The organism is Pantoea sp. C1E2 (assembly GCF_056491465.1).
The window spans coordinates 2,369,651-2,383,678 of sequence record NZ_JBSZHT010000002.1; the positions used below are offsets into that span (position 1 = coordinate 2,369,651).

Genomic DNA, 14,028 nt, shown 5'->3' on the forward strand with positions numbered 1-14,028 from the left:
CTATTACGCCCATTCTCAGTTAACACTCCTTAAATTGAAAAACGTCACGAATTAATCATCATTATCTCCATAAATCTTATTCACATGTCACTTTAATGTATTCAAGCTCAGGTAAAAGAATATTAGGGCATATTAAAAGGAGTGAGACTGATGGATGCAGCATTATTGGCCGGACAACAAAACCGTGCATGGAGCGATACTATGGTCAATCTCGAAGCACGCAATCTTATCCAGGCCGCGAATCGTGTAGGTTCACAGCATTTACGTGATGGCCTATCCCGGATCAAATTTATGCAAGAGATTAAGGGCTATATTGATCAGCAGTTTACTCTGGCCCGTAAGGCCAAGACTGATGAAGAATGTATGCTCTGTATTAAAAACTTGCGTGCTGAGCGTGACAGTTTAATTCAGCAATCAACGATGCTGAAGACCAGGGCCGCGCAACTTTACGCCAAGGTTGAGTGGGTCAAAGAGAACGATCGCATTGTTGGCTATGTCATCAGTGCGGTGAAGGTGGTGCTATCAGGTTTGGCAATTGCAGGCGGTGTCGCGTTAGCTGGCACCATGACGCCCATTGGTATGTTAGTGGGTGCAACCCTCGTCATGGACGGTGTGAATGGGATTTCTCGTGAGGTGAACCATCAATTGATGAATAAGCCTGAGTCACAAGGGGCTATTGCTGATGGCGCGATGCATGCTGCAGAATTTATGGGATTTAAAGCGGAAAGCGGACTTGTCTTCTATAACACAGTGAGCCTTGCTGCCAGTGTTTATAGTGTATTCGGCTTGCTGCGTAAACCTGGAACATGGCGACTTTTCCACTACCTGCCGAGTGACTATTACCGCAAGGTCAGTAGCATGAGCATGCCTAAGATCACGATGAAAATGGTGGGGTATGGGTTAAAAGCGAAGATCATCGTTGATCTTATTGGCAATCAAGAACCACAACACTAACGCTGCTTTTTATGAAACTGCCATGATTTCCAGGCCAAAACCGGAGGTTGAAAAAACCAGGTGATGGCCAGGGCGACGATCAGTGCAATGCCCATTGAAATGATGTTTTCTCGTGAGGCGATGAATAGCGTAATGATATAAATCAGCACCAGACCAGACGTCAATAATAATGCAGACTGGAAGCGTTTAGACAAGTCGCTAATGACGTTATCGAGCGTTAATTGGTTATTTCTTTGGTATCTATTGAGTTTCAGAACGTCTTTCTGAGTAAATCCGGAATCCAATAATGTCTGTTCGTTGGTGGCCATCAGTCTTGCATCCTCACTCAATGGGGTATTTATCCGAGACTACCACAGAATAATGCCAATTTTATCGTCATGTTATCTGAGATTTATTTCAGTCACTCAACCGTCACTTCAGCAACATAAATCCTTCATTTCCCTGAGCTAGCTTACCGCCATTCTGTTTTCAGGACTGCGGATGCATGAGCCACCTTTCGCTACATCACATCACTAAAGCCTGGGGCGATAAAATTGCCCTTAATGACATTACCTTTGATGCCGCAGAAGGGAGCTTTGTTGCGCTGCTTGGGCCATCCGGCTGTGGCAAATCCACGCTGCTGCGCACCATTGCCGGGCTGGAAACCGCCGATCGCGGCGAGATCCATTTCAGGCACAGCGATATCACTCATCTGCCTCCATCACAGCGCAAGCTCTCGATGGTGTTTCAATCCTATGCGCTGTTTCCACATCTGAATGTCCGCGAGAACCTGCTGTTTGGTTTAAAGGCGCGCAGTGAAGATAAGCAGACTTTTGCGGCCCGGCTTGAAGACGTTAGCAAGCTGATGGAACTGGATAAGTTGCTTGATCGTCTGCCGTCGCAGCTTTCTGGTGGCCAGCAGCAACGTGTGGCGTTGGGAAGGGCGGTTATCGCGAATAACAACCTGTGTCTGATGGATGAGCCACTGTCCAACCTCGATGCCAAGCTGCGCCAAAGCATGCGCCGTGAGATTCGTGCATTACAGAAGAAGCTCGGGCTTACCATGCTGTATGTCACTCACGACCAGACCGAAGCGATGAGCATGGCGGACAGCATTATTCTGATGAATGACGGCCACATTGAGCAACAAGGCACGCCGAACGATCTCTACAACAATCCTGCCACTGTCTTTGCCGCGCAGTTTATCGGCGCACCACCCATGAACATCTTGCCATTGCATAACAAAGAGAACCGTCATTACCTGAGCCATTTGCAGGCGCCGGTGGTTGAGCAATGCGAAGAAATCGCTTTGAGTCTGGGCCTGCGCGCCGAGTATATTCAGCTAATTTCACCTGAACACGCTGCGTTAAAAGCCCGGGTGATCAGTTACGAATACATGGGCGCTGACACCTTGCTGGTGTGCCAACTGGCTGGCCTGGCCGATGCCATCACCGTGAAAGTGCCCGGCATGCAGCATTTTGTCGAGGATAGTCAGGTCGGCTTGCAGTGGTCCGCAACCCGTCAATATCTGTTTTCCACCACGACCGGCAAGCGCTGTACTTCTGCCGAGCAACAAATGTTTGTTTCACAGAAAAAATACGCTGTTTAACCGTTGTTTTTCGCCCAAGGGATAATCATGTCTGCGATTCGTTACTCACGTCTGGCCTCTGCTTTACTGCTCTGCACTACGGTTTCCGCTTTTGCGGCCGATCCTGTCAAATTGCAGATGTACTATCCGATTGCGGTGGGTGGCAAAGTCAGCCACACCGTGGACGCGCTGGTGGCTGATTTCGAAAAAGTGCATCCAGAAGTGAGCATTCAGCCGGTGTATACCGGTGACTACGCCACCACTGTCACCAAAGCGCTGACCGCGTTTCGTGGTGGTAATGCGCCTCAGTTGGCCGTGATCGGCGACATCGAAGCGTATTCCCTGATTGATGCCGGTGCGATTGTCGCTGCCAGCGATTTGGCTTCGGGTGATGAAGGCAAAAAATGGATCGATGGATTCTACCCAGCGTTCCTGCGTCACATTGACGGCAAAGTGTGGGGCGTGCCTTTCCAGCGTTCAACGGTGGTAATGTACTGGAACAAGCAGGCCTTCGAAAAAGCCGGCCTGAATGGCGATACACCGCCGGCAAACTGGCAGCAAGTGGTCGAGTTCAGTAAAAAGCTGACGGTGAAAGATGCCAACGGCGTGAGTCAGTGGGGCATCGAGATTCCATCCACGCCTAACGGCTACTGGAACTTCCAGGGACTCTCTGCCACCAACGGCGGCCGTCTGGATAACGGTAAAGGCACCGCGGTGAACTTCAATACACCGGGCAACGTTGAGACGCTGCAGTGGCTGACCGACCTGGGTCAGAAAGAAGAAGTGTCACCAAAAGGCGCAATTGCCTGGGGTACCACGCCACAGGACTTTATTAGTGGTAAAACCGCCATGATGGTCACCACCACCGGTAACCTGACCAACGTGCGCGATAACGCCAAATTCCCGTTTGGTGTGGCGATGCTGCCTGAGAAAACTCAGCGTGGCAGCCCAACCGGCGGCGGTAACCTTTACGTGTTCAAGAATGCCTCACCAGAGCAGCAAAAAGCCGCGATGGAGTTTATCCGCTGGGTGACTTCACCGGAGCAGGCTGCGCGCTGGAGTATCGCGACCGGTTATGTGGCGACATCTCCGGCTGCATGGGACACCACGGTGATGAAAGACTACGTGAAAGAGGTGCCGCAGGCGCTGGTTGCGCGTGAGCAGCTCAAGTATGCCCAGCCGGAACTCTCGACCTATAACAGCGTCCAGATTCAGGATGCGTTGAACCATGCTGTCGAAGCGGCTGTGACCCAAGCGAAAACTCCGGCAGAAGCGCTAGAAGGTGCGCAGAAGCAAGCGGATCGTCTGTTAAAGTCCTACCAGTAACGGAAGCGCGATGAGCACGATGATTGCCAGTACGCCACAGCGTCGCCCCGCATTTTGGTCGACGCAGCTTTATGGTTACCTGCTGATTTTGCCAGCACTGAGTTTTTTGCTGCTGTTCACCCACTATCCAGCGGTGGCGACGATCTGGGAGAGTCTGTTTAGCGCTTCCCGTAATAATCATCCGGCCCAGTTTGTTGGGCTGGATAATTACATGGCTTTGCTGGATGACGATATCTTCATCCAGTCGCTGTGGAATAACTTACTGTATGCACTTATCACCATTCCGCTGGCCGTCACGCTGGCTTTGATGATGGCGCTGGCCGTGAACCGGCGTCTGGCGGCGAATTCGCTGGTGCGCGCCGCGTTCTTTATTCCTTCACTGCTCCCCATGATTGCCATCGCCAATCTGTGGCTGTTTTTCTATACCCCGCAGCTCGGGCTATTAAACAAGTTGCTGGCACTGTTCTCACTGCCGGCCGTGAACTGGCTCGGTGAGCCGGGCACGTCGCTCTACTGTTTGATGGCGGTTTCTGTCTGGCGCGAGGCGGGCTTCTTTATGATTTTCTATCTCGCCGCGTTGCAACAGATCGATCCTCGCCTCAATGAAGCGGCGGCGATCGAAGGGGCCTCACGCGGTTACTTCTTCCGCCGTGTGCAATGGCCGCTGCTGATGCCGACCACGCTGTTTGTGTTGATCAATGCTTCGATGAATGCGTTCCGCATTGTCGATCAGGTGATTGCCATGACCAACGGCGGACCCAATAACAGCAGTAGTTTGCTGCTGTTCTATATCTATCGCACCGCATTCAGTTTCTGGGATATGCCTGCTGCTGCGGCGATGACCGTGGTGTTACTGGTGATCCTGGCGGCGATTGCGCTGATTAAATTTACGCTGCTGGACAAGCGAGCCCATTATCAATGAAGAAGACGAACTCGTTGGGTGGCTGGTGTCTGAACCTGACCATCTGGTTGGCAGCACTGCTGTGGCTACTGCCGATTCTGGTAGCGGTGTGGGTGGCAATCCATCCGGCATCGGACCAGGCCAGCTTCTCGCTGTTCTCGCCGCTAACCTTTGATAATTTTATTAAGGCCTGGCATGCCGCGCCTTTCGCACGTTATTTCCTTAATACCACGCTGCTGGTGTTGATGATCGTGGCCGTCCAGCTAGTTTTAGCAACGATGGCGGCCTATGCGCTGGTGCGCTTCAAAATGAAGCTCTCAGGCGTTATCTTCGCGCTGATCCTGCTGCAGTTAATGATTAGCCCGGATGTATTGATTCTGAACAACTACAAAACCATCGGTGCGTTAGGCCTTCGCGATACCTTAACGGGAATTGCATTGCCTTATTTCGCCTCAGCCTTTGCCATTTTTCTGCTGCGTCAGACGTTCAAAAGCATCCCACTGGTGCTGGAAGAGGCCGCTATCGTGGAGGGTGCCAGCCGATTTTATATTTTGCGCAAAATCTACATCCCATTGGCAAAACCGATCTACATCGCTTTTGCCCTGGTCTCGATTAGCTTCCACTGGAATGATTTCCTGTGGCCGCTGGTGATTACCGATTCCGTCAACGTCAGACCGCTCACTGTCGGATTACAGCTGTTCTCCGCGCCAGAGCAGGGCGTGCAGTGGGCGCTAATTGGTGCCGCAACTTTGATGACCACCTTGCCGCTGCTGGTGCTGTTCCTGATTTTTCAGCGTCAATTTATTCAGTCGTTTATGCGTGCCGGTATTCGCTAAGGAGTGCTTTCCGTGACAATTCCGCATCCACTGACATCTCTGCAGCAAGAACTTCTCGGTGATGTGGCCGAGCTTTATGCCTTACCTGATTTACGTCCTGCAATGATGGATAACGTGCTGCGCTTCGGTGTCATTGCAGATCCGCAGTATGCCGATGTCGAGGCTGATAACGCGAATAATCTCTATTACCGTCATGCTCTCAATAAGTTACCGATGGCAATTGAAGCGTTGAATCAGAAGCCATTGGATTTTGTCGTGACGCTGGGTGATTTGGTTGACCGTAACTGGACAGGCTATGCTGCCATTCTGCCGCTCTATGACCAGTTGATACATCCACATGCGGTGGTACTGGGTAATCATGACGCGCAAACTATTGCCGGGCATCTCAATAATCGTGCGGCGTTACCCAAAAGTTATTACGCGTTTCGCCTGGCGGGGTGGCGCTTTATCGTTTATGACGGAAATGATGTCAGTTTGTACTGCAATGCGCAGAATGGTGATGACTACTACCAGGCGGAAACCTTGCTGAGGGAGCTACAGGCGCAGCGACAACCCCAGGCTCAGCCATGGAACGGTTCCGTAGGCCAACAGCAGTTGATCTGGATTGAACAGCAGCTGATTGAAGCTCAGCAACTGGGTGAGAAAGTGGGTGTGTTTGGCCATTATCCGCTGGCACCTCACACCACTCATATTCTGATGAACGCCAATGTGCTGGTGGATCTCCTAAGTAGTTACAACATACGATTTTGTTTCTCTGGACATGACCACCGCGGCAACTCTGCGACCATTGGTGAGACAGGCTTTTATACCATGAAGGGCATGCTCGATGGCCCAAGCGAAGTACCCTTTGCGGTGGTAGAAGTGGATGGAAATGCTGTAAGGATTAACGGCTTCGGCGGGGAAATAAGTCGCGGTTTGTTTTGATGCTATTAGCAGGCGGGTTTAATGCCGCCTGCTATTTAACTGGCGCGCTTCAGCGGCTGTACAGGCAGCTGTTGGCGACGACGCGCAATCTCTTCAGCACGCTGTAAAAGCTGCTGCAAATCATCTTCGTCAATGTCGAGAAGCTGGCCGTTCTCAAGCGCCTGATGCAGGTCATCACGAGTGATGGGTACTTCTAATGCCACTGGATTCGTTTTGGGTTCGTTGGCGGCCAGCGGATGGGGGTAGCGCCGACCAGCAAGATTATTGAAAATGATCGCCAGCAGAGCAAGGCACGCGGAATTTAGTAGCACAGGAGAGAGAATAAACTGATACCCCAGTTGCTGCACACCACTGCCACCCAGAATCGCTGTCAGCGCCACTGCTCCGCTGGGTGGATGCAGGCAGCGAAGCTGAAACATCACGGCAATCGCCAGACAAGCTGCAATGCCGCAAGCTACAGCGGGATAGGGCACATACATCGCCGTTGTTACACCGATCACACCCGCGACCAGATTCCCGCCAACAATTGACCAGGGCTGTGCTAGCGGGCTATTCGGCAGTCCGAAAAGCAGCACCGCTGAAGCTCCCATCGGGGCCACAAACCATAAGTTGACCTCGCCGAGTAGCCAATGGCTGGTCAGGCTGGTGATCATCAGGCCGAGACCCGCACCGATGCTGGCTATAGCCATCTGTTTTTTGGCGACCGGCAACGGATGAGGCCAAAGACGGGCGAGGAAAGTCCGCAGCGATGTTATCCAGCTGGCGCGACGCAGGTGTGTCATGAAGATAATACTCTGTCATAAGAAAAAACGATGGATGACAATTGTCGCTGATCGATCCTTTGGTAACAACCACAATGTTAGTGTGCTGTTATCAAGTGGTGATGAGGTTGCAAGCTGGTGCAATGATGTTTAACCGTGTCTTACACAACGGCTAAGGTTGTTGTATAGTCCGTTTTTTTTCGGAGGAACCATGCTGCCTAACTCATCCACGCGCCTGAACAAATACATTAGCGAGAGCGGAATCTGCTCGCGCCGCGATGCCGATCGTTACATCGAACAGGGCAACGTTTTTATTAACGGCAAGCGCGCTACCGTTGGCGCACAGGTCTTTGCCGGGGATGAAGTGAAAGTGAATGGGCAGCTGATTGAGCCGCGCAATGAAGAAGACCTGGTGCTGATTGCGCTCAACAAGCCAGTGGGGATTATCACCACCATGGAAGAGGGTGAGCGCGATAACATCGGCGATTTTGTTAACCACAGCAAACGCGTGTTCCCGATCGGTCGTCTGGATAAAGACTCGCAGGGCCTGATTTTCCTTACCAACCACGGTGATCTGGTCAATAAAATCCTTCGAGCCGGTAACAACCACGAGAAAGAGTATTTGGTGACCGTGGATAAGCCGATCACTGATGAATTTATTGCCGGGATGGGCGCAGGTGTGCCGATGCTGGGTACCGTGACGAAAAAATGCAAGGTGAAGAAAGAATCGACCTTTGTATTCCGCATCGTGCTGGTTCAGGGATTAAACCGCCAGATTCGTCGTATGACCAAGCATTTTGGCTTTGAAGTTACCAGGCTTGAACGTACCCGCATCATGAATGTGAGCCTGAAAGGCATCCCGCTGGGTGAATGGCGCGACTTCACCGATGACGAATTGATTGACCTGTTTAATTTGATCGAAGATTCATCTTCAGAAGATCAAAAAACACAGCAAAGCCAGGCGAAGAAGAAGCCGGCAACAGCAGCGAAAAAAATCGCATCGAACGGTGCAAAGCTGCCTGAGAAAACCGCGGCTAAACCGGCAGGACGTCAGCGCTTTGCGCAGCCTGGCCGTAAAAAGAAAGGGCGTTAAACGGTAATAGCTTCGCCTTCACTGATTAAACCCTGAACAAATTTTATAATCTTCTCACTATTTGTTCAGGGTTTCTCCCTCCATACTTTTTTCAACAAAGGAGGGAACAATGAGTAACGTAACCTGGTTAAAAGAAATGCAGCACCTGTATGCAGCCCAGCCACGTCCAGCCTGGGTTCCACGCGCGTTTTGGCTAACTCAACGGCAACGCACTAAGATTCTGAAAGAACTGCTATTACCGCAAACAAAACAGACATAACGCCGTTATTTAGCCGGCTATTTAATATTTAGAATAACCGGCTCCAGTCACTATTCTTCAGCCACTTTCACCACGGTTTTACCAAAGTTCTTGCCCTTCAACATATCGAAGAACGCCTGTGGCGCATTTTCCAATCCATCGATCATATGCTCGCGATAGTGAATTTTTTGCTGTTCAACCAATGGCGTCATCGCTTGCAGGAATTCCGGATATCGATCACCGTAATCCTGGAAGATAATAAAGCCCTGCATGCGAATGCGGCGTTTCAAGATCCCGCCCAGGATTTGCGGCGTGCGGTCAGGGCCATCGGGTAGGGTTTTGCTACTGTTATAGGTTGAAACCAGTCCACAAACCGGAACGCGCGCGGCGGTGTTCAACAGCGGGAACACGGCATCAAACACTTTACCGCCGACGTTCTCGAAATAAATATCAATCCCGTCCGGGCAGGCATTCGCCAACTGTTCAGCAAAATCCTCACGATGGTGATCAATACAGGCGGAGAAACCCAATTTTTCAATCGCGTAACGGCATTTCTCTTCACCGCCCGCAACACCAACAACGTGACAGCCCTTGAGCTTGCCCAGTTGCCCGACGGTGGCACCCACCGGACCCGTCGCGGCGGCAACCACCAGGGTTTCGCCCGCTTTTGGCTGGCCAATGTCCATCAGGCCCATGTAAGCGGTGAAGCCGGGCATCCCCAGAATACCCAGCGCCCAGGATGGGTGGGTCAGATCACCGATTTTCGCCACGCCGGCGCCATCCGAGACGGCATAACGTTGCCATCCGCTGCCTGCCAGTACCCAGTCACCGGTTTTGAAATCGGGATGCTGAGATTCAACCACCTGAGAAACCGTACCGCCGACCATGGGTTGATCGATTTGTGCCGGAGGCGCATAGGATTTACTGTCATCCATGCGCCCACGCATATAAGGATCCAGTGAGAGGTAAACCGTGCGGAGCAGCATTTCACCGGTTTTGATAGAGGGAATGGGTTGCTCAACGAGCCGGAAATTCTCTTTAACCGGTTCGCCATCGGGGCGAGATGCCAGTAGCCAGGCTTGATTGCTGTCAGGTGATTGCGTCATGTAAACCTCTTTACTCATTTGAATCAGGCAAGTGTAGTTGAAACTACCTTCCCAGTGAGCCAGCGCACAAACCCACACAAAACTTTACGCAGTGAAAACCGCTAACGCATTGAACATCAAAGCCCCTTCAACATCTGCACAAACGGTCTCGGGCATTCTCACATAACCGCCCTTTAATGGACTGCGTATACCTATAGCGGTGCAATTAACCCAACAGGTGACGCATGACGGTTCAACAATCTTATGATTTAGCAGCAGATCACGACGCACATATCGCCTCCGCAATCGCTAAGTTTTTCCGTCGCATCATCCCGATGCTGGCGCTGATGCTGATTGTTAACCAGATTGACCGAGCCAACATTGGATTCGTCAAAGCCGAGTTACAGACGGATGCGGGGATCAGTGCCGCAGCCTTTGGTTTAGGCGCAGGGCTGTTCTTTATTGGCTACGCGCTGTTCGAAGTGCCCAGCAATATGATGTTGAAAAAACTGGGTGCGCGCGTGTGGTTGACTCGCATCATGATCACCTGGGGTATGGTCGTTGTGTTAACCGGGTTTGTTAGCACGCCGCTGCATTTCTATGTCCTACGCTTCTTGTTGGGCGTGGCAGAGGCTGGTTTTTTCCCTGGCGTCTTATTCTACTTTCGCCAATGGGTTCCGAACGCATGGCGTGGACGGGCAACTGCGATGGTGCTCAGTGCCACAGCCAGCGCGTTTCTCTTTTCCGGCCCGCTGACCGGCGCCATTCTGATGCTGCATGAGGTGAATGGGCTGGCCGGGTGGAAATGGGTGATGTTCCTGGAAGGGGGCGGATCGATTGTGATCGGTTTGCTGGCCGCGCTGGTACTGGTCTCGAAACCTCAGGATGCTAAATGGCTAAATGACAGCGAAAAGCGCGCGTTGCAACAGCAGTTGGCGTTGGAAGATGCCGCGCGTAACGTGCATGCCAAAGAGTATGGCCGCTGGGGTTTATTGCGCGATCGCAGCTTGCTGTTCTATTGCCTGATTTTTTTCACCATGACCATGACCGGTTACACCCTGGTGTTCTGGCTGCCGCAAATTATCCAGCGCATTCAGGGCTATAACAGCTTTGAAATTGGTTTGTTGACCGCCGTTCCCTGGCTGTGTGCCATTGTTGCCTTGTTCCTGCTGGGTAAAACCACCGACCGCTACCGCGATAAGCTGGACAAAGGGCTGGGCATTGCCATGCTCATTGCCGCTTGCGGCACCTTTATGGCCACCACCGGGACTCCCTGGTTTGGCTTTATCGCGATGATCGTCGCCTGTATTGGCTCAAAAGTCAGCGCCGCCTTTTTCTGGCCAATGCCGCAAAGCGAGTTGCCTGCTTCAATCGCCGCGCCTGGCATTGCTCTCATCAACTCAATCGGTAACCTCGGCGGATTCTTTGCACCCACCGTGTTTGGCTATCTTGAACTGCATACCGGCAGCACCACTGGCGGGCTGTATGCGCTGACCAGCGTATCGGTTATCACCGGGGTCTGGCTGCTGCTGCGTCGTAAACCTGTTCCCCCTGCATTCGGTCACACGGAGAGAAACCATGTCCGACACACCAGTCATTAAATCGATGCGCATCGTTCCGGTTGCCGGATACGACAGCATGCTGCTGAACATCGGCGGGGCGCATAACTGCTACTTCACCCGTATTCTGGTGCTACTGACTGATTCAGCGGGCAACAGCGGCGTGGGGGAATCACCGTGCCACGCTTCAACGTTGCAACTGCTGGAACAGTTTCGCCCTCTGATCATTGGCAGCTCGCTGATGCGCGCTAACGCCACGCTCAGTCAACTCTTTGCCAGCGACGCGCGGCAGCAGCAGACTTCGCACACCAACGACATTCATATTCCGCAGATGAATCCAGAGAAGTTTTACAACGCGGCGGCGGCCATTGAAGCTGCGTTGCTCGATTTGCAGGGTAAATTCCTTGATCTGCCGGTAGCGGATCTGCTCGCCAGCGGTAAACAGCGGGAGCGCATTCCGGTGTTGGGATATCTGTTTTATATCGCCGATCGTCAACGCACGAATATGCACTACCGTTCGGGTGATGACGAAGCGGATGGCTGGTTCCGGCAACGCCATCAACCGGCAATGGACAGTGCTGCGGTGGTGCGGCTCGCAGAAGCGGCAGTAGAACAATATGGTTTTCGGGACTTCAAGCTAAAAGGCGGCGTCATGCATGGCGAGCAGGAAGTCGAAACCGTAGAAGCCTTGCTGTCGCGGTTTCCACACTCTCGCGTCACTGTGGACCCCAATGCCAGCTGGTCGCTGGATGAAGCCATTCGCTTTGGTAAACAGCTGGCAGGCAAAGTGCCATACCTGGAAGATCCTTGTGGCGCAGAGCAGGGATATTCCGGGCGCGAGACGCTGGCGGAATTCCGTCGCGCCACTGGTGTGCCGGTTGCTACCAATATGATCGCCAATGACTGGCGGCAGTTGCAACATGCCCTGCAGCTCAACGCCATCGACATCCCGCTCGCCGATCCCCATTTCTGGACGATGCGCAACGCCAACGTCGTCGCGCAGCTATGCAACGAATGGGGCCTTACCACCGGTTGCCACTCTAATAACCACTTTGATGTTTCACTGGCGATGGTTGCTCATCTTGGTGCCGCAGCGCCCGGCGATCGTCAAACCGCCTTTGATACGCACTGGATATGGCAGGATGGCCAGCAACTCAGCCACCAGCCGCCGCAAATTCGTGATGGCTATCTGGAGCTGCCGCCGGGACCAGGTTTGGGCATTGAACTGAATATGGAGCGCGTCGAACAGGCACATGCCCTCTATAACGCACTGCCTGATAAAAACCGTAACGATGCGTTGGGCATGCAGTTTTTGATTGATAACTGGCGTTTTGACGCGAAACGTCCGGCTCTGGTTCGCTAAGGAATTTACATGAAGAAAAGCTTTCAGGTAGCAACATTACTCACAGCGATGGCGCTCAGCGCGCCGCTGCTGGCAAAAACCTTTGTCTACGTCTCAGAAGCCGATGATGGCACCATCGCCCGCTACGCGTTGGACGAACAATCCGGCGCATTGCAATTGCTTGGCCGCACTCAGGCAGGCGGAAAAGTGATGCCGCTGGCACTGAGTGCCGACCACCAGCATTTATACGCGGCCATTCGCAGCAAACCACTGCAACTGGTGAGCTGGCAGATCGATCGCGAAACCGGCGATCTTAATCAGAAGGCAGCAGTGCCTGCTACGGCCAGTTATCCCTATATCAGCACTGACAAGCAGGGACGATTCCTGCTGGGTGCCTCTTACGATGGCGATGTGGTGCATGTCTATCGACTAGGCAAAGATGGCAAAGTGATCGCGCCACCGGTTGGCAGTTATAAAACCGGCCATGCGGCACATTCGGTGATCGTTGATGATGCTGGTAAAACCGCCTACGTCGGCAATCTCGGCACTGACCGCGTATTGCAGTTGAAGCTGAGTGGTGAGGGTGAGTTAAGCGCGTTGGGCAACGGTTATGTAAAAACCGCCGACGAAAATGGCCCGCGTCATTCGGTGTTATCACCGGATCAACGCTATCTGTATAACGTCGGCGAGATGGGCGGCATCATCACCCAGTTTCGCCGTGAACCGAGCGGCGAGCTGGTCAAAGTCAGTGAAACACCCAACGCTGTGGCCACAGAGTATAAGTTGCAGCATGGGCGTGAGCGGCCAGCGGGCTACAGTGATACCACGCCACGGATTTGGTCAGCCGATATTCACCTGACGCCAAACGGTCATTTCCTGTATGTGACCGAACGTACCAGCAGCACGGTGAGCGGATACCAGGTTGATCCACACAGTGGCAAACTGACGCTAATTGGCAGTTGGCCGGTTGAGAAGCAGCCGCGCAGTATTGCCATAACACCAGACGGAAAATGGCTCATCGCCAGCGGTGAAAAAAGCGCAGTGACAGGAAGCTACGCCATTGATGCCAAAAGTGGTTCGCTGAAGCGTGTGGGTGAAGCACCGGCTGGCAAAGATGCGAACTGGGTAATGGTGGTGAGCAACTGACTTTCACCTTGCGATGATCTGGCGCAAATCTCTGCGCCAGATTGCGCGAAATGTTTTTATGGAGCCGTTGTTATCACAGGGGTTATTTGGAAAAGTGTGATCCAGAACACATTTATCTGACTGATGACAGGTCTTGGATCAATAGCTTTATAAATCATAGAGATTCTGTAAATGGATGTGGATTTATTGCCTTGACCATTAGTAACCCTTAACAATTATCCTGATATTGATTGCCTGCCAATATCACCAAATTTGATGCTGTAACAATCTGACATATTTATCGCCGTGAGTAGATT

The 14,028-nt window shown here is 52.3% G+C and carries 14 protein-coding genes; 11 read left to right on the forward strand and 3 right to left on the reverse strand.

Features of this window, described 5'->3' with window-relative positions; translation table 11 throughout:
- Positions 1–150: 150 nt before the first annotated feature.
- The gene (locus ACXI0A_RS11470; protein WP_476148770.1) at positions 151–954 is read left to right on the forward strand and encodes a DUF4225 domain-containing protein; all 804 of its coding nucleotides are present in this window, start codon (positions 151–153) and stop codon (positions 952–954) included.
- On the opposite strand, the gene ACXI0A_RS11475 is transcribed toward ACXI0A_RS11470, so the two are convergent.
- Positions 951–1,262: a hypothetical protein gene (locus ACXI0A_RS11475; protein ID WP_476148768.1), complete on the reverse strand. Its 312-nt coding sequence runs from the start codon at positions 1,260–1,262 to the stop codon at positions 951–953. The two genes, ACXI0A_RS11470 and ACXI0A_RS11475, sit on opposite strands and share 4 nt — an antisense overlap.
- 176 nt (positions 1,263–1,438) lie before the next feature.
- Between ACXI0A_RS11475 and ACXI0A_RS11480 the strand changes: the two genes are divergently transcribed.
- Genes ACXI0A_RS11480 through ACXI0A_RS11500 form a run of 5 tightly spaced genes read left to right on the forward strand, consistent with a single transcriptional unit; the run spans position 1,439 to position 6,508 of the window.
- Positions 1,439–2,542, forward strand: coding sequence for an ATP-binding cassette domain-containing protein (locus ACXI0A_RS11480; protein WP_476148766.1), 1,104 nt, complete (start codon positions 1,439–1,441; stop codon positions 2,540–2,542).
- Between the two features lie 27 nt (positions 2,543–2,569).
- Complete coding sequence (locus ACXI0A_RS11485) at positions 2,570–3,847, forward strand: extracellular solute-binding protein (protein ID WP_476148765.1); 1,278 nt, start codon at positions 2,570–2,572, stop codon at positions 3,845–3,847.
- Between the two features lie 10 nt (positions 3,848–3,857).
- Complete coding sequence (locus tag ACXI0A_RS11490; protein ID WP_224928406.1) at positions 3,858–4,769, forward strand: carbohydrate ABC transporter permease; 912 nt, start codon at positions 3,858–3,860, stop codon at positions 4,767–4,769.
- Positions 4,766–5,584, forward strand: coding sequence for a carbohydrate ABC transporter permease (locus ACXI0A_RS11495; protein ID WP_224928403.1), 819 nt, complete (start codon positions 4,766–4,768; stop codon positions 5,582–5,584). Before ACXI0A_RS11490 ends, ACXI0A_RS11495 begins: the two co-directional genes overlap by 4 nt.
- 12 nt (positions 5,585–5,596) lie before the next feature.
- Positions 5,597–6,508 carry a metallophosphoesterase gene (locus tag ACXI0A_RS11500; protein ID WP_476148762.1) on the forward strand — a complete coding sequence of 304 codons (912 nt, stop codon included), beginning with the start codon at positions 5,597–5,599 and terminating at the stop codon, positions 6,506–6,508.
- Positions 6,509–6,543: 35 nt separating this feature from the next.
- Here the strand turns inward: ACXI0A_RS11500 and ACXI0A_RS11505 are convergent, their stop codons facing one another.
- On the reverse strand, positions 6,544–7,290 hold the full coding sequence (locus ACXI0A_RS11505; protein WP_476148761.1) for an HPP family protein: 747 nt from the start codon (positions 7,288–7,290) through the stop codon (positions 6,544–6,546).
- 190 nt (positions 7,291–7,480) lie between these two features.
- Between ACXI0A_RS11505 and rluF the strand changes: the two genes are divergently transcribed.
- Both rluF and ACXI0A_RS11515 read left to right on the forward strand, forming a co-directional pair.
- Positions 7,481–8,362: a 23S rRNA pseudouridine(2604) synthase RluF gene (gene rluF / locus ACXI0A_RS11510; RefSeq protein WP_476148760.1), complete on the forward strand. Its 882-nt coding sequence runs from the start codon at positions 7,481–7,483 to the stop codon at positions 8,360–8,362.
- A gap of 109 nt (positions 8,363–8,471) precedes the next feature.
- Positions 8,472–8,621: a hypothetical protein gene (locus ACXI0A_RS11515; protein WP_479485256.1), complete on the forward strand. Its 150-nt coding sequence runs from the start codon at positions 8,472–8,474 to the stop codon at positions 8,619–8,621.
- 50 nt (positions 8,622–8,671) lie between these two features.
- Here ACXI0A_RS11515 and ACXI0A_RS11520 read toward each other — a convergent pair whose 3' ends face one another.
- A complete protein-coding gene (locus tag ACXI0A_RS11520; RefSeq protein ID WP_476148759.1) occupies positions 8,672–9,706 on the reverse strand; it encodes a zinc-binding dehydrogenase in 1,035 nt (344 codons plus the stop codon).
- A gap of 224 nt (positions 9,707–9,930) precedes the next feature.
- Here ACXI0A_RS11520 and ACXI0A_RS11525 point away from each other — a divergent pair, with 224 nt between their 5' ends.
- The 3 genes from ACXI0A_RS11525 to ACXI0A_RS11535 are packed head-to-tail and all read left to right on the forward strand — an operon-like array spanning position 9,931 to position 13,732.
- A complete protein-coding gene (locus ACXI0A_RS11525; RefSeq protein WP_476148758.1) occupies positions 9,931–11,286 on the forward strand; it encodes an MFS transporter in 1,356 nt (451 codons plus the stop codon).
- Positions 11,264–12,607: an enolase C-terminal domain-like protein gene (locus tag ACXI0A_RS11530; protein ID WP_476148757.1), complete on the forward strand. Its 1,344-nt coding sequence runs from the start codon at positions 11,264–11,266 to the stop codon at positions 12,605–12,607. The genes ACXI0A_RS11525 and ACXI0A_RS11530 overlap by 23 nt, the downstream gene beginning before the upstream one ends.
- A gap of 9 nt (positions 12,608–12,616) precedes the next feature.
- Positions 12,617–13,732 carry a beta-propeller fold lactonase family protein gene (locus ACXI0A_RS11535; protein WP_476148756.1) on the forward strand — a complete coding sequence of 372 codons (1,116 nt, stop codon included), beginning with the start codon at positions 12,617–12,619 and terminating at the stop codon, positions 13,730–13,732.
- Positions 13,733–14,028: the final 296 nt, after the last annotated feature.

What these genes read in the sequence shown, in the direction of transcription:
- ACXI0A_RS11485 (WP_476148765.1), top strand. Translation starts at nt 2,570, where the DNA reads ATGTCTGCGATTCGTTACTCACGTCTGGCCTCTGCTTTACTGCTCTGC.
- ACXI0A_RS11515 (WP_479485256.1), top strand. Translation starts at nt 8,472, where the DNA reads ATGAGTAACGTAACCTGGTTAAAAGAAATGCAGCACCTGTATGCAGCC.
- ACXI0A_RS11535 (WP_476148756.1), top strand. Translation starts at nt 12,617, where the DNA reads ATGAAGAAAAGCTTTCAGGTAGCAACATTACTCACAGCGATGGCGCTC.
- rluF (WP_476148760.1), top strand. Translation starts at nt 7,481, where the DNA reads ATGCTGCCTAACTCATCCACGCGCCTGAACAAATACATTAGCGAGAGC.
- ACXI0A_RS11475 (WP_476148768.1), bottom strand. Translation starts at nt 1,262, where the DNA reads ATGGCCACCAACGAACAGACATTATTGGATTCCGGATTTACTCAGAAA.
- ACXI0A_RS11495 (WP_224928403.1), top strand. Translation starts at nt 4,766, where the DNA reads ATGAAGAAGACGAACTCGTTGGGTGGCTGGTGTCTGAACCTGACCATC.
- ACXI0A_RS11480 (WP_476148766.1), top strand. Translation starts at nt 1,439, where the DNA reads ATGAGCCACCTTTCGCTACATCACATCACTAAAGCCTGGGGCGATAAA.
- ACXI0A_RS11530 (WP_476148757.1), top strand. Translation starts at nt 11,264, where the DNA reads ATGTCCGACACACCAGTCATTAAATCGATGCGCATCGTTCCGGTTGCC.
- ACXI0A_RS11470 (WP_476148770.1), top strand. Translation starts at nt 151, where the DNA reads ATGGATGCAGCATTATTGGCCGGACAACAAAACCGTGCATGGAGCGAT.
- ACXI0A_RS11490 (WP_224928406.1), top strand. Translation starts at nt 3,858, where the DNA reads ATGAGCACGATGATTGCCAGTACGCCACAGCGTCGCCCCGCATTTTGG.
- ACXI0A_RS11525 (WP_476148758.1), top strand. Translation starts at nt 9,931, where the DNA reads ATGACGGTTCAACAATCTTATGATTTAGCAGCAGATCACGACGCACAT.
- ACXI0A_RS11520 (WP_476148759.1), bottom strand. Translation starts at nt 9,706, where the DNA reads ATGACGCAATCACCTGACAGCAATCAAGCCTGGCTACTGGCATCTCGC.
- ACXI0A_RS11505 (WP_476148761.1), bottom strand. Translation starts at nt 7,290, where the DNA reads ATGACACACCTGCGTCGCGCCAGCTGGATAACATCGCTGCGGACTTTC.